13 protein-coding genes are annotated in these 13,477 nt (G+C 64.5%); 2 read left to right on the forward strand and 11 right to left on the reverse strand.

The window, feature by feature from the left end:
• Positions 1–32: 32 nt before the first annotated feature.
• From LB519_RS21595 to LB519_RS21620, 6 genes are all read right to left on the reverse strand, one after another.
• Entirely contained in the window at positions 33–929 is an 897-nt protein-coding gene (locus tag LB519_RS21595) for an ABC transporter permease (protein WP_127366722.1), read from the reverse strand.
• 12 nt (positions 930–941) lie between these two features.
• The gene (locus LB519_RS21600) at positions 942–1,778 is read right to left on the reverse strand and encodes an ABC transporter ATP-binding protein (protein ID WP_013530817.1); all 837 of its coding nucleotides are present in this window, start codon (positions 1,776–1,778) and stop codon (positions 942–944) included.
• Between the two features lie 17 nt (positions 1,779–1,795).
• Entirely contained in the window at positions 1,796–2,122 is a 327-nt protein-coding gene (locus tag LB519_RS21605) for a ferredoxin family protein (RefSeq protein ID WP_013530816.1), read from the reverse strand.
• Positions 2,119–3,744: an FAD-binding protein gene (locus LB519_RS21610; protein WP_224621137.1), complete on the reverse strand. Its 1,626-nt coding sequence runs from the start codon at positions 3,742–3,744 to the stop codon at positions 2,119–2,121. The genes LB519_RS21605 and LB519_RS21610 overlap by 4 nt, the downstream gene beginning before the upstream one ends.
• Before the next feature lie 31 nt (positions 3,745–3,775).
• Entirely contained in the window at positions 3,776–4,372 is a 597-nt protein-coding gene (locus tag LB519_RS21615; RefSeq protein ID WP_013530814.1) for a thioredoxin family protein, read from the reverse strand.
• A gap of 280 nt (positions 4,373–4,652) precedes the next feature.
• Complete coding sequence (locus LB519_RS21620) at positions 4,653–5,597, reverse strand: hemin ABC transporter substrate-binding protein (RefSeq protein ID WP_224621138.1); 945 nt, start codon at positions 5,595–5,597, stop codon at positions 4,653–4,655.
• A 180-nt stretch (positions 5,598–5,777) separates the two neighbouring features.
• On the opposite strand from LB519_RS21620, the gene LB519_RS21625 reads away from it, so the two are divergent.
• The gene (locus LB519_RS21625) at positions 5,778–7,904 is read left to right on the forward strand and encodes a TonB-dependent hemoglobin/transferrin/lactoferrin family receptor (RefSeq protein WP_224621140.1); all 2,127 of its coding nucleotides are present in this window, start codon (positions 5,778–5,780) and stop codon (positions 7,902–7,904) included.
• 2 nt (positions 7,905–7,906) lie between these two features.
• A complete protein-coding gene (locus LB519_RS21630) occupies positions 7,907–8,992 on the forward strand; it encodes a siderophore-interacting protein (protein ID WP_224621142.1) in 1,086 nt (361 codons plus the stop codon).
• Here the strand turns inward: LB519_RS21630 and LB519_RS21635 are convergent.
• The 5 genes from LB519_RS21635 to LB519_RS21655 form a co-directional block, all read right to left on the reverse strand.
• Positions 8,953–9,411 carry an aconitase X swivel domain-containing protein gene (locus LB519_RS21635; RefSeq protein WP_224621143.1) on the reverse strand — a complete coding sequence of 153 codons (459 nt, stop codon included), beginning with the start codon at positions 9,409–9,411 and terminating at the stop codon, positions 8,953–8,955. The two genes, LB519_RS21630 and LB519_RS21635, sit on opposite strands and share 40 nt — an antisense overlap.
• Positions 9,408–10,658, reverse strand: a complete 1,251-nt coding sequence (locus LB519_RS21640) for an aconitase X (RefSeq protein WP_063168548.1) — start codon at positions 10,656–10,658, stop codon at positions 9,408–9,410. Before LB519_RS21640 ends, LB519_RS21635 begins: the two co-directional genes overlap by 4 nt.
• Positions 10,659–10,728: 70 nt before the next feature.
• On the reverse strand, positions 10,729–11,793 hold the full coding sequence (locus LB519_RS21645; protein ID WP_224621145.1) for an ABC transporter ATP-binding protein: 1,065 nt from the start codon (positions 11,791–11,793) through the stop codon (positions 10,729–10,731).
• Entirely contained in the window at positions 11,793–12,581 is a 789-nt protein-coding gene (locus LB519_RS21650) for an ABC transporter permease (protein ID WP_224621147.1), read from the reverse strand. Before LB519_RS21650 ends, LB519_RS21645 begins: the two co-directional genes overlap by 1 nt.
• Complete coding sequence (locus LB519_RS21655) at positions 12,581–13,444, reverse strand: ABC transporter permease (protein WP_013530806.1); 864 nt, start codon at positions 13,442–13,444, stop codon at positions 12,581–12,583. Before LB519_RS21655 ends, LB519_RS21650 begins: the two co-directional genes overlap by 1 nt.
• Positions 13,445–13,477: the final 33 nt, after the last annotated feature.

The raw sequence follows: 13,477 nt of genomic DNA on the forward strand, positions 1-13,477 counted from the left end.
AAATCCTTCCTGTTTGGAATGAATGGGGCCGCTTAAATGAGCGAGGTCTCGGACTGGCCCTTCCAGGCTGTTGCCCAGCGCTCGAACCAGACGAGCAGGTAATTGACGGTCAGGCCGATGACGGTCAGCGTCAGGATGCCGGCGTACATGTCGGCCGTTTCCATCATCAGCTGCGAGTTCTGGATGAGGAAACCGAGGCCGGATTTGGCCGCCAGCATCTCGGCGCCGATGACCGCGAACAGCGAGGATTTCACCGCCAGCCGAGCGCCGGCGACGATCGAGGGAATGCTGGCCGGCAGGATGACTTTCCGGAACAGGTCGAAGTCGGACGTGCCCATCGAGCGCGCCGCCTTGATGAGCAGCGGATCGACCGATTTGACGCCGCTGATCGTGTTGACGAGGAGAAAGAAAACCGAGGAGTAGAAGGTGATCGCCACCTTCGATTCCTCGCCGATGCCGAGCAGCAGGATGAACACCGGCAGCAGTGCGAATTGCGAGGTGTTGCGCAGCGTCTGCACCAAAAGGTCGGAAACCTTCTCGAACAGCGAATAGCGCCCCATCAACAGACCGAGCGGGATGGCCACCACCACGCCGAGTGCGAAGCCGATCGCGGCACGCTGCAGGCTTATGCCGATATGCTCGATCAGCACGCCCGAAGCGAGCAGCGCCCACCAGGCGACCAGCACCTCGCTCAGCGGCGGAAAGAAGATGCGGTTCAGCCAGCCGAGCCGGGGCGCGATCTCCCACAGCAGGAAGAACAGGCCGAGCAGCGGCAAGCCATAGAGGAATGTGCCGTGGCTCGCTTTCTTGCTCCGGATCTTGGCGTTGGCCTTGATGGCGGGGACCCTGGCGGCGGCTACCGTTTCGCCAGCGCCGGCAAACAGGTGGAGCGCTCCAGCGGAGCCAAACTTCTCGGTCAGATAGGCCATGGGTCCAGTTCCTCAGTGACTGAAGGCTGGCGACAGGGTCCAGTCCTTCTGCGCCTTGTTGACCTCGTCGCGCAGCACGTCCCAGACGCGAGCGCGATATAGATTGAATTCGGCGCTGGCGCGGATGTCGCCGTCGCGCGGCCGTGGCAGGTCGATATCGATGATCTCCTTCACCGCGCCCGGCCGCGCCGTCATCACCACCACCCGGTCGGCGAGGAAGATCGCCTCGTCGATCGAGTGGGTGACGAAAATGACCGTCGTGTTGATCTTGCCCCAGATCCGCAGCAGCTCGCCTTGCAGAAGCTCGCGCGTCTGCTGGTCGAGCGCCGCGAACGGCTCATCCATCAGCAACACTTCCGGGTTGCTGGCCAGCGCACGCGCGATCGCCACACGCTGCTGCATGCCGCCGGACAGCTGGTTGGGAAAACGGTCCTCGAAGCCGGCAAGGCCGAACAGCGACAACAGATGGCGGGCCGTCGCCGTGCGCTCAGCCTTGGCCACGCCGCGCACTTCCAGCGCATATTCGATGTTGGCGAGCGCCGTGCGCCAGGGAAACAGCGCATATTGCTGGAAAACGTAGCCGGTCTTCGGGTCGGGCCTGGTGATGCGCCGGCCATCGAGCTTGACGTCGCCGCCGGTCGCCTGCGTCAGCCCGCCAATGATGTCGAGCAGCACCGACTTGCCCGAGCCGCTGGGGCCGACCAGCGTGATGAACTCGCCCTTACGGATCGAGAGGTCAACGCCGTCGAGCACGGTGACGCGGTCGGTCGCCTCGCCATCGACGGTGACGAACTGCCCCGGCTTGAGCTGGAAGGTCTTGCTGATGTCGCTGACGACGATACGGTCCATATCTGTCTCCGATCGGTTCACTGCGCCACGCGGATGCGGTGCGTCGGGTCGAATTCCGAGCCGCCGGCCTTGCCGCGCTTCCAGCCGAGCGCGCGGGCATAGGAGCCAAACAGCTGTCGGGCGTCGGCCTGAGCTTCCGTGATGCCGGTCGGCCCTTCGGCGAACTCGGCCACATAGAGCGCGTCGGTCGGGCAGTAGATCTCGCACAGGAAGCAGGTCTGGCAGTCCTCCTGGCGGGCGATCACCGGCACGCCGCTCTCGGTCGCGTCGAAGACGTTGGCCGGGCACACCTTGACGCAGATGTCGCATTCGACGCAGCGCGTGGCCGAGACGATCTCGATCATGACGCCAGCTCCGCCAGCCGCTCAGGCGCGCCTGCGATGCGGAACGGATCCACACCGGTGATGACCAGCCGGTGCGCGAAGGCCGGGCTCTTGCCCGGCAAATCGGTGCGGCGATGCATACCGCGGCTCTCGGTGCGGTGCAGCGCTGCGGCCACGGACCAGCGCCCGGCGGCGGCGATCGAAGCTGCCTCTCGGGTACGGACCCTATCCAGCCCGTCGCCCTGCAGATGGTCGCGCACGTCGCGCCAGACACTCTCCAACCGCTCGCCGCTTTTCTCCAGGCCTTCGCCGGTGCGGAAGAAATTCTTGTCGAGCGGCGTCACCTCACTGCGCACCGCCTCGATGACTTCGCCTGCCGAGATGTCGACGCGCGGCGATGATGCAGGACGTAATCCAGCCTGGCCAAGCGACTGCACCTCAGTGCGGAATGCCTTGCCGGTCCGGCGCTTGGCATGGGTCGAAGCGCCCTTGCCCGCCCACCAGCCGCTGGCCAGCGCCCAGGACGAATTGACGGCGCCGCCGCCCGACACCGCACCGGTCATGATCTCGCGGCTGGCCGCGTCGCCGGCGACATAGAGGCCGGGTACGCCGGTGGCGCAATCGTCGGAGACGATGTCTATGCCGCCCGTGCCGCGCACCGTGCCTTCGGCGCGCAGGGTGATGCGGAACAGCTCGCTGAAAGGGTCGATGCCGGCGCGGTCATAGGGCACGAAGCAATTCGGCTGGCCCTGGCGCAGCCAGCCCTGCAGCGCTGGTTCGGCCTGATCGAGCCGCGCATAGACCGGGCCGTCGATCAGCGCGCGCGCCACTTCCTCCTCGCGGTCGCCGATGCCGTTGCGCAACGGCTCGCCGGTCGGCCCGACGATCGGTGAGCCATCTTCGCGATGGAACGACGCCCAGCGGAACGGCAGCCCCTTGTTCAACGAGGAGCCGTAGGGCGCCAGCGTGTATTTGCCGGTGAACTCCATGCCCGACAGGCTGGCGCCGGCCTCCGCCGCCATCAGATAGCCGTCGCCGGTCAGCCCGGTCGCGCCGAGGATGCGCTCGCGGAAAGCGCAGCCACCGGTCGCCAGCACCACCGCGTTGGCGTCGACGCGCCAATCCTGGCCGATCTGCCTGGCGACACCGGCGGCGCCGACGATGGCATCGCCGTCCGACAAAAGTTCGAGCGCGGGATGATGGTCGAGGACGGTGACGCCGGCCAAAAGCACGCGGCGGCGCATGAAGCGCATGTAGTCCGGGCCGCGCAGATTGGCGATGTAGAGCCGGCCGTCATCCTCGCTCGGGAAGGGATAGCCCCATTCGGAGAGCCTGAGCAGGTTGCGGTAGGCGGTGTCAACGCAGCGCAGCATCCAGCGCGGGTCGGCGAGTTCGCCGGTGCGCTGCCAGCGTCGCTCGACCACGGCATGCCTGTTGTCGCCCGGCGGCACGCACCAGGTGCCGGTGTTGGACGGCGCGGTGGCGCCGCTGGTGCCGAGATAGCCCTTGTCGGCCAGCACCACCTTGGCGCCGGCCTCGGCCGCGGCGACTGCTGCCCAAGCTGCCGACGGACCGCCGCCCAGCACCAGCACGTCGGCCTGGAGCAGCAAGCTGTCGGAAGCGGATTTTTGCGGCTTGGGCATGGAGACCTGGCGAATAAAGTCGAAGCAGGCGCTAGGCCGCGCGGGCCGCGCTGGAAGACCACACCGGCTCGTTGCCCGCGCTCCACTTGATGTTGCAGCCGATCGACGGCGCCTGGCTGGCAGTGGGCCTGCCGCCCTCCAGCACCGTATCGACCGCCGCGCGCAGATCGGCACCCGTCACCGGCTTGCCGTTGCCCGGCCGCGCATCGTCGAACTGGCCGTGATAGGCGAGCCGCCGGTCAGTGCCGAACAGGAAGAAGTCGGGCGTGCAAGCCGCGCCATAGGCTTTCGCCGTCTGCTGCGACGCATCCTTGAGATAGGGGAAGGAATAGCCGAATTTTTCGGCTTCCTCGCCGATGCGGGCGAGCGTCTCCTCCGGATGCGCCTCGTGGTCGTTGGCGTTGATCGCCACCACCTGCAGCCCCTTGCCGGCGTAATCCCTGGCGAAAGCGGCAAGCTGCTCGCGGATCAGCACGACGAACGGGCAGCGGTTGGAGATGAAAGCGACGAGCAAGGCCGGCTTGGCGTCGAAATCGGCAAGGCGGTGCAGCACACCTTGCGCGTCGGGCAGCAGGAAGTCGGCGGCCCTGGTGCCGAGGTCGACCGGATTGGACTCTGTTTTCGGCATCGATGCGCTCCCTTGTTCAACCATTTTCACAGGCCAAGATGCGAGCGCTCCGAGCGTTTGCAGTTAGTCTATGAATTTAGTATAATTATAGGCTGGAGAGCGCATTCACGGTCAACCGCGCGGCTTAGAATATCGTGCCAATGTTTCAGGCCGAGCCGCCAAGTTTGTTCGGGCGGAAGCCGATCCGGAGAAATCCGGACGGACAGCATTTATGAAGCGCAACGGGGTTCGGCGACGAAATTGTACTGCCCAGCCGAACCGTCTTGCGATTTTCGCGACGTCATTCCCCTTCCGGATAGAGCGCTTTCGCCAGGTCGCGGATCGCATCCGATGTGCGCGGGCCGAAGCCGATCATGTAGGCGCCGTCGAGCACGACCAGCGCCTTGTTGGCCGCCGCCGGCGTTGCCGCCAGCGCGCGGTTGCCGAACACCAGCTCGGCCGTCGGCCCGCCCTTGCCGTCGCTCATCATCAGGATAGCGTCAGGCGCCATCTCGATCAGTTTTTCCTCCGACGCCGCCTTGTAGCCCTGTACGATGTCCATAGGGTTGAGGCCGCCGGCATAGCGGATGATGGCGTCGGCAGAAGTACCCGCGCCGGCAGCGCTCAGACGTACCAGGCCATGGAAGAACACCACCTTCTTGCGCCGCTCCGGCGGAATTTGCGACGCCAGATCCGCGGCAGCCTGAAAGGCGGTGAGCACCTCGGCGGAAACCGCCTTGCCCTTGTCCTCGAGCCCAAGGCTGGCGGCGATCAACGTGATCTTGTGCTCGATGCCTTGCGGGCTGTTGTCCTGCGGGACCAAGACGATCGGGATTGCCAGCGACTTCAGCACCTCGACCGCTTCAGGAGGCCCGCTGTCTTCTGCGGCCAGGATCAGGTCGGGACGCAGGCTGGCCAGCCCCTCGACCGAAAGCTGGCGGCGGTAGCCGACATTGGGTTTTTGCGCGACTTCAGGCGGATATTTGCTGCCGCGATCGATAGCGACGATTCGCCCGCCGGCGCCCAGCGCGTGGACGATCTCGGTGACGTCGGAACCGAGCGTCACGATCCGGGTCGCCGCGCCCGGCACGACGGTTCGTCCCAGCGCATCGACAACGGTCTCGGCGGCCAGCGCCTTGAAGCCGCAGGAAGGCGCCAGCACCGACAGTGCCAGAAGCAGCACCGCCGCGATCCTGCCCGGTTGCGACCAGTGGGTCGTCTTGCCTTCGCCTAAACTGCCGACCATGCCGCTGTTCCCGTGCCAGATGCTTCTCGAGGATGGTCGGCTATAAATTTAAAGTTGACTTGTGTCATCATGTTTTAATATGTGACCCGTGCCCTGACCTGCCTGGTCGAGGGATTTTCAATCATGCCAGCCAAGGCCGCTCAGCCACCGCCAGCAGTTTTGCTTTTGCTTGGGGGCTGCATGACAAGGACAACAAACACGACATTGATGGCGAGCACGGCGCTCGCCTTCGTGCTCGGCCTCTGCGCCGTCCCTCTTGCCAGCGCGCAGGAACAGGACCGGGAGAAAAAGGCCGCCGCCAAGACCGGCCGCCTGGCGCCGGCCAGTGTCGCGCAGAACCAGCCGGCGACGATGCTCGACGTGATCACCATCTCGGCAACGATGATCAAAACGGCAGTGATCGAATCGATGGCCGCCATCAGCGCCGTCGATCAGGACGAACTCGACCGCATCCAGCCCGACACAGCCGCCGACATCTTCCGCACCACACCGGGCGTCGCTGCCTCGATGAATGGCGACGATCCCGCAACCGCCATCAACATCCGCGGCCTGGAGCAATATGGCCGCGTCGTCGTCACCCTCGACGGCGCCCGCCAGGACTACTGGCGCGTCGGTCATGGCTCTGGCTCGTTCTATGTCGAACCCGACCTGATCAAGGAAGCCACCGTCATTCGCGGTCCGGTCTCGAATGCCTATGGTTCCGGCGGCATCGGCGGCGTCGTCTCCTTCGAGACCAAGGATGCCGGCGATTTCCTCAAGAAGGATGAGCGCTGGGCGCTGAGCGAGAAGCTCGGCTACGAGGACAATGGCGACGGCTTCACCACCAGCACCACCGGTGCCTACCGCTTCAGCGACGATGCCGATATCATCGGCAACCTCATCTACCGCGACCGCGACAGCTACACCGATGGCAATGGCGACACCGTGCCATGGACCGGCGAGCGGGTGACCAGCGGCTATCTGAAGGCGACGTTGCGGCCGGCCGATGGCCATGAGCTGAAGCTCGGCGCCATCCTGCAGCGCTACAACGAACAGATCACCGGATCGAGCGGCTCGGCCTCGCCGACCCTGAGCCGCTATGACACCGACACCACCAACCAGACCTACACCGCCGCTTACACCTGGAAGCCCGACGACAACGCGCTGATCGACTTCAGCGCCAATGCCTATCACAACCGCACCCGCGCCGAGCAGACGCAGGTCTGGCCGACCTCGGCGATCGGCAATTTCCGCTTCTACGACGTGGCCACGACAGGTTTCAATGTGAAGAACTCCTCGCGTTTCGACGTCTGGGGACTAACACATACGCTGACCTACGGACTCGACTACTACTATCTCGAGGCCTCCTCGGAAGCGGCGCATTTCGGCGCTGGCCAACAGCAGGGTTATGGCGGCTTCCTGCAGTGGCAGGGCGATTACGGGGACTGGCTGCAGGTCATCGCGGCGATGCGCTATGACGGCTACCAGCTCGATGGCGAGACGCGCATCCCGTCACCGCAGGAAGCCTCGATCTCCGGCGATCGTTGGTCGCCGCGCCTCACCGTCGGCGTCACGCCATTCGATGGCTTCCAGCTCTATGGCACCTATTCCGAAGGCTACCGGGCGCCGGGTCTGCAGGATGTCTTCCGTGGCGGCGGCGCGCATGGCGGCGGTGATACATATCGGCCCAATCTTCTGCTGCAGCCCGAGACGGCGAAGAACTGGGAGGCCGGCGTCAACGTGAAATATGACGATGTGCTGACGGCGGGTGATCGGCTGCGCGCCAAGGTCAACGTTTTCCACACTGACGTCGAGGACTACATCGACGTCGACCTCACCGTGCTGCCGCGCACGGCAATCAACATCGGCGACGCACGCCTGAAGGGCGTAGAGGCCGAGATGGTTTATGATTATGGCTGGGGTTTCGTGAACTTCTCCGGCGCGCTGATCGACGCCAAGATCGTCAGCGGCGTCTATTCCGGCCAGGCGTTGAACAACACGCCGCTCGACCGCTTCTCGGCCACGATCGGCTTCCGCATGCTGGAGGACCAGCTCACCGTCGGCGCGCAATATCTCAGCGTCGGCAAGATCACCCGCACCAGCCGCACCAATCCCAACGCCGTGCCGGTCGTCGATGACGGTTTCGATCTGGTCAATGTCTTCGCCAACTGGCGCGTCAACGACAACCTCAAGCTCGATTTCGGCGTCGATAACATATTCAACACCGCCTACACCGATCCGCAAAGCGCATGGTCGACCTCGGCGGCAACAGAACAGGGCAAGGGCCGCACCTTCAAGGTGGCCCTCACCGGCAGGATGGGAGGCTGACAATGAACGAAGCATCGGTGCGTGAACTGGCCTGCGAGGCACGGCTCAACCTGCGGCGTCTGCCGGACTACATGGACAGCATCTCCGACAGGCTGCGGAGCTTCGAGGCCGATGCTTCGCATCAGGGACAGCGCATCGATTTCCGCTTTGCCTTCGGCGGCGCCTCGTTCGACATGGAGCGGCTGGTGATGCGGGCCAATGCTGCCGACCGCGACGGGCTCGCCCGTATCAAGGACCTGCTCGCCACAGCCGTACAGGTCTACGCCAAGGAGGAAAACCCCGAGATCGTCTGGACCGGCGATCTCTCAGGCGAAACCAGCCTCGCCCAGTTCCGCGAGATGGTGGTGACCGATGTTCGCGACCTCACTCCGCATATGCGCCGCATTCGTCTGGCCGGCGAGAATCTCTCGCGCTTCGCCAAGTTCGGCGGCATGCATATCCGCATGCTGTTTCCGACCAGGGACGTCCCCGATCCGCTGTGGCCGGTGCTGGGCGGCAATGGCTTACCGGTCTGGCCCACCGACGACCGGCGCCCGGTGGCGCGCGTCTACACCATCCGCGCGCTTGACGTGGAAAAGGGCATCATCGATGTCGACTTCCTGATCCATCCCGGCGAGAGCGTCGGCTCCGCCTGGGCCATGCAGGCCGCGCCCAGCATGAAGGTTGGCATCATGGGCCCGGTCGGCCGTCCGGTGCGGCAGGCAGAATGGTACGTCATGGGCGCCGACGAAACCGGCTTGCCGGCGCTGGCTCGGCTGCTGGAGACGCTACCGGCCGGGACAAAAGGCGTCGCCTTCGTCGAGATCGCCAATGATGGTGAAAGACAAGCGATCAACAATGGCACGGGCATCGAGGTGCATTGGCTGACACGGGATGGCGTGGCGGCGGGCGAGGACAGACTGCTGGCCGAGGCTGTCCGCTCGGTGGCGTGGCCGCAGGACGGTTCGGCCTTCGGCTGGTTCGCGGCGGAAGCCGCTGCCGCCAAGATCGTGCGCGAATGTTGGCGCGACACGCTGGGGCTTGGTCGCGATCAAACGCTGGCGGCGGCCTATTGGCGGCGTGGCTCTGCCGGATTGATGGCGGGGTGAACTCTGATGATCGGCCCGCCGTCTTTGCCGATGCCGATATCAATCTGATCACCGAAGACAAGGTTCGAAATATCGCACACCACCAGCGGCATGCGGATGTCATAAAGAAATTCGGCAACGATGGCACCGACCGCCAGGATCGGGTCCGGCCGCTCCAGAAGAATACCGGCCGGCGCCGTGCCCCTGCGGATCGCCTCTGCCAGGACCGAGGATGACGACGACGAGCCGCGACCGCTCGGCATGACCAAAATCCTGCCAGCGACATTTCGGCCGAGGCCGGGGTGCGAATGGTCTGTTATCTCGCCGGTCTCGGCATCGATACCGCCCCAGAAGCTGAGCGGTTGCGAAAACACCAGCGCCTGACCCTCAGCGTCACCGGCCAGCTGGAAAGTGCCGGTTCGTTCCACCGGTCGCGTCATGACGCGCTCCGCACAACATGCCCGGCCGCAGCAGAGCGGATGCAATCCCGCATCTCGGCGAAGGCGACGGACACACCGATATTGCCGGGTGCGTAGTGCGCCCATTTGCCGGAATTGGTCATCACCACGCCATCGAGGCGTTCCAGGATCGATGTGACATAGGTGCAGGTATCGGCGACCGGGATCAGGCCGAACGCCTCCATACCGGCCAGCGCGCCCTCCTCCTGCAATCGCGTCAGCGTCGCGCGGCCGGTGTTGACATAGATCGGAATGCGCCTACCCGGTGCTGCCTCGCGCAGCAACGGCAACAGTCGCATCCATTCCTCATGCGAAAAATGCGGCGTGCCGAGCGACACGGCCGCCAGCGGCGCGCCATCGGGCACGGTCGATAGCCTGGCCAGCGCATGATCGATGTCGGCGCGGCTGATGCGGATCGTCTCGTCAGGCGCATGACCCTGGAACGCCTCGTCGAGCGTCATCGCTTCCGGCGTGATGCCGACCGCATGGAACAGCGCCACAGCACCCGTCGTTGCCGCCGCCGCGCCCAACGCCTTCAGCTGGTCCTCGTCGCGCGGTTGCGGCAGGCCGGCAATCACCGGAATGCGGTCGCCGCTCGCCTGCCCGATGACAAGTCCGATGCCGACGAACAGGCTGTCGCTCGGCTCGGGGTCGGCAAAGGCCAGTTCGAACAAGATCCGGCCGCGCCGGTTCTCGCTCAGATGCAGCCCCCAGGCCGGCGCACGTCCGGTCATGGCGCAGCACAGATCGATGAAATCGCCATAGCGGTTGGTGCGCGCGCCAATCACCGAATTGGCAAAGACGATGGCGTTGGACTCACCCCAGGCGATCTGCTGCCCAAAGCTCGGCCGGAAGCGCGTCTGGTAGGGCGCGCAGGTGAATGTCGCCTGGCAGCCGAGCTCCATATGCGCCTTCATCAACCGTCGCGCCGGCACCTCTTCGGCCGCCGGCAATTTCACCATGCCGGGATGGATGAGATCGAACGACCCGACATTCAGCGTCGTCGGCACCTGAACGCGGCCGCCACCTTCGACCAGCCGCTCGACGAAATCGAGACCGGCCTTGCCATGGTAGAGACAACCATCGATATGCGCGCCGGCAATGTCGAGCAGACGACCTGCCCCGATCGCATTGGAAAAGGCGACCAGGATTTTCATGGCAGCAGCCGCTGACAGGCCATGCTCGCCGTCGAGCATGGATCGGTCGCGTGCAGTCAGTTCCAGGGTCATCGGTATGCTCCGGGTCGTGCCCGTCTATGCTGTCCCTGATTGCGGACGGTCTGGCAAGACCCGGTGAGGATCAGTTCGCCGCGATCAACACCGTGCTTTCAGGCGACCAGCGCAGCACGACATCCTGACCTTCTGCCAGCCGTTCCATGCCGGTATTCTGCACAATCACTTTCAACGTCTGACCAGCATGCTCGACGAAATAGGTGCTGTTGCTGCCGGCGAAGATGCGCTTGGAAACCTGTCCCTTGAGCATGTTGGCGTTGCCATCCGGTGCTCCGGCATCCCTGGCGATGCGGATGCGTTCGGGCCGCACGGCACAGCTCGCCCTGGCGCCGGCGGCAAGCTTGGCACCCACACCAGCGGCAATCGCCGTTCCGTCCGCAAGCCTGATGCCATCGCCCGTGCTGTCACCGCGAAAAATGTTGGCGTCGCCGAGGAAGGTGGCGGCGAACTCGCTCTTCGGCCTGTTATAGATCTCCTCCGGCGGTCCCTCCTGCACCAGCCTGCCGTCGCGCAATATGCCGATGCGGTCGCTCATCGTCAGCGCTTCTTCCTGGTCGTGCGTGACGAAGATGGTGGTGATGCCGATCTCGCGCTGGATGCGCTTGAGCTCGATCTGCATATCGACGCGCAGCGCCTTGTCGAGCGCGCCGAGCGGCTCGTCGAGCAAAAGCACGCGCGGCTTGGTGACGATAGCGCGGGCGAGAGCCACACGCTGCCGCTGCCCGCCGGAGAGTTGGTGCGGCCGGCGGCCACCAAGCTTGCCGAGCTGCACCAGATCGAGCGCGCGCTGCACCTCCGTTGCAATCACCGCCTTGGCCTCGCCGCGCACCGACAGGCCGAAGGCGACATTGTCGGCGACGCTCATATTGGGAAACAGCGCATAGTTCTGGAACACCATGCCGATGCGCCGCTTTTCGACGGGCACCCGCTCGACGCTCTCGCCACCGATGGTGATGCGGCCCGAATCGGGAAAATCGAAACCGGCAATCTGGCGCAGCAGCGTGGTCTTGCCGCTGCCCGACGGCCCCAGCAGCGCATAGAATCCGCCATCGGCGAAATCGATGGAGACATTGTCCAGCGCCTTGTGTGCGCCGAAACTGCGCGAGACATCAGATACCTGCACGCCGGCCATTATTTCTCTCCGCCGAATTTGAAGAACCGCGCCGTGAGCAGCATCAGCGCCATCGACACGACAATGATGATCGTCGAGACCGCATTGATCTCGGGCGTGAATCCTTTGCGGATCGCGGCGTAGATTTCCACCGGCAGCGTCGTCTGCCCAGGCGTCGCCAGGAAATAGGACACCACGAACTGGTCGAACGACACTGCAAACGCAAACAGCCCTCCGGCAATGACGCCTGGCGTGATCCAAGGCAGCGTGACGCGCCTCGTTACCTGCCACTGGTTGGCGCCGAGCGAGCGTGCCGCCTCTTCCAGCTCCGGCGCGAAGGTCTGCAGCCGGGCCGAGACGACGACGATGACATAGGGCAGCGCCAGTGCGACGTGGCCAAGCAGGATCGCATGCAGCCCGCGACCGATGCCGACGCCGAAAAAGAAGATCAGCATCGCCGTGCCGGTGATCAGCCACGGAATGGCGATCGGCGGAAACAACAGCGCCTGCAGGAATTTCTTGCCGCGAAACTCATAGCGATAGAGCGCCAGCGATGCCGCCGAGCCGAGCACGACACAGATGACGGTGGTGATGACGGCGATCTCGACGCTGTTCCAGGTGGCGGCGATCAGCTGGTCGTTCTGCCACAGCGAAGCGTACCATTCGGTCGTCCATTCGAACGGCAATTGGTAGAAGGGCGAGACGTTGAACGACATCAGCGCCATGATGATGATCGGCAGATAGAGGAAGGCGAGCAGCAGGCCGATGTAGAAGCGGCCAAGCCATTCGAGGACGCGGGTCGTCGCCATCACGCGGCCCTCCGCAGCACCGGCGACGCCACCGCCAGGATGACCAGCACCACGGCCAGCAGGATGAAGGAAAGCGCGGCACCGAGCGGCCAGTTGAACACGGCGACGAACTGGTCCTCGATGACCGTGCCGTAGAAGGTGCCGGTGCGACCGCCGAGGATGCGCGGCTCCATGAACGAGCCGACGACGGGGACGAAGATCAGGGCCGCACCCGCGACCAATCCGGGCATCGACAGCGGGATGATCACCCGCTTCAGCACCTGTAGCCGTGAAGCGCCAAGCGAACGCCCGGCCTCAATCAGGGAGTCATCGATCGCCTGCAGCGTGAGATAGCAGGTCAGCACCATGTAAGGCACGTAGGAATGCACCAGCCCGATGATGACGGCTGGATAGGAATACATCAGGTCGATGTTGATCTTGAACGGCAGCACGGCGTTGAGCGCGGTGTCGAGAATGCCGCCCTCGCGCAAAACCATCGCCCAGGAAAAGATGCGCACCAGCCCGTTCGACCAGAACGGCAAGATGACGAGCAGGAAGATCGCCTCGCGGCTGCGCCCCTTCAGCACTTTGGCGAGCACGTAAGCGGCGGGATAGCCGATGACGACGCACCACAGCGTCACTTCGAGGCCAAGCCGCAGCGAGGCCAGCAGCAGTGTCAGATAGAGGCTTTGCGAGAAGAAGGTGGCATAGTTGCCAAGGGTGAATGTCCACGGCTTTCCCGACAGCGGCAGCTCGGTCATGAACGAGAAAAAGACCATGGCCGAGAGCGGCAGGAAGATCGCCACCGTCAGCCAGAGATAGGCTGGCGCCAGCAGCGGCAATGCCGATCTCAGCCCGCTTCGCGACGCTGTCGCTGCTGCCATGATACCCTCCCCCAGGATTGAAACGCCAGCCGG

Origin of the sequence: Mesorhizobium sp. AD1-1, from assembly GCF_020164655.1 — a bacterium.
GTDB classification, from domain to species: Bacteria; Pseudomonadota; Alphaproteobacteria; order Rhizobiales; family Rhizobiaceae; genus Mesorhizobium; species Mesorhizobium ciceri.

Bases quoted from the DNA above. Each gene is read 5' to 3' on its own strand.
- LB519_RS21595 (WP_127366722.1), bottom strand. From the start codon at position 929: ATGGCCTATCTGACCGAGAAGTTTGGCTCCGCTGGAGCGCTCCACCTG.
- LB519_RS21600 (WP_013530817.1), bottom strand. From the start codon at position 1,778: ATGGACCGTATCGTCGTCAGCGACATCAGCAAGACCTTCCAGCTCAAG.
- LB519_RS21605 (WP_013530816.1), bottom strand. From the start codon at position 2,122: ATGATCGAGATCGTCTCGGCCACGCGCTGCGTCGAATGCGACATCTGC.
- LB519_RS21610 (WP_224621137.1), bottom strand. From the start codon at position 3,744: ATGCCCAAGCCGCAAAAATCCGCTTCCGACAGCTTGCTGCTCCAGGCC.
- LB519_RS21615 (WP_013530814.1), bottom strand. From the start codon at position 4,372: ATGCCGAAAACAGAGTCCAATCCGGTCGACCTCGGCACCAGGGCCGCC.
- LB519_RS21620 (WP_224621138.1), bottom strand. From the start codon at position 5,597: ATGGTCGGCAGTTTAGGCGAAGGCAAGACGACCCACTGGTCGCAACCG.
- LB519_RS21625 (WP_224621140.1), top strand. From the start codon at position 5,778: ATGACAAGGACAACAAACACGACATTGATGGCGAGCACGGCGCTCGCC.
- LB519_RS21630 (WP_224621142.1), top strand. From the start codon at position 7,907: ATGAACGAAGCATCGGTGCGTGAACTGGCCTGCGAGGCACGGCTCAAC.
- LB519_RS21635 (WP_224621143.1), bottom strand. From the start codon at position 9,411: ATGACGCGACCGGTGGAACGAACCGGCACTTTCCAGCTGGCCGGTGAC.
- LB519_RS21640 (WP_063168548.1), bottom strand. From the start codon at position 10,658: ATGACCCTGGAACTGACTGCACGCGACCGATCCATGCTCGACGGCGAG.
- LB519_RS21645 (WP_224621145.1), bottom strand. From the start codon at position 11,793: ATGGCCGGCGTGCAGGTATCTGATGTCTCGCGCAGTTTCGGCGCACAC.
- LB519_RS21650 (WP_224621147.1), bottom strand. From the start codon at position 12,581: ATGGCGACGACCCGCGTCCTCGAATGGCTTGGCCGCTTCTACATCGGC.
- LB519_RS21655 (WP_013530806.1), bottom strand. From the start codon at position 13,444: ATGGCAGCAGCGACAGCGTCGCGAAGCGGGCTGAGATCGGCATTGCCG.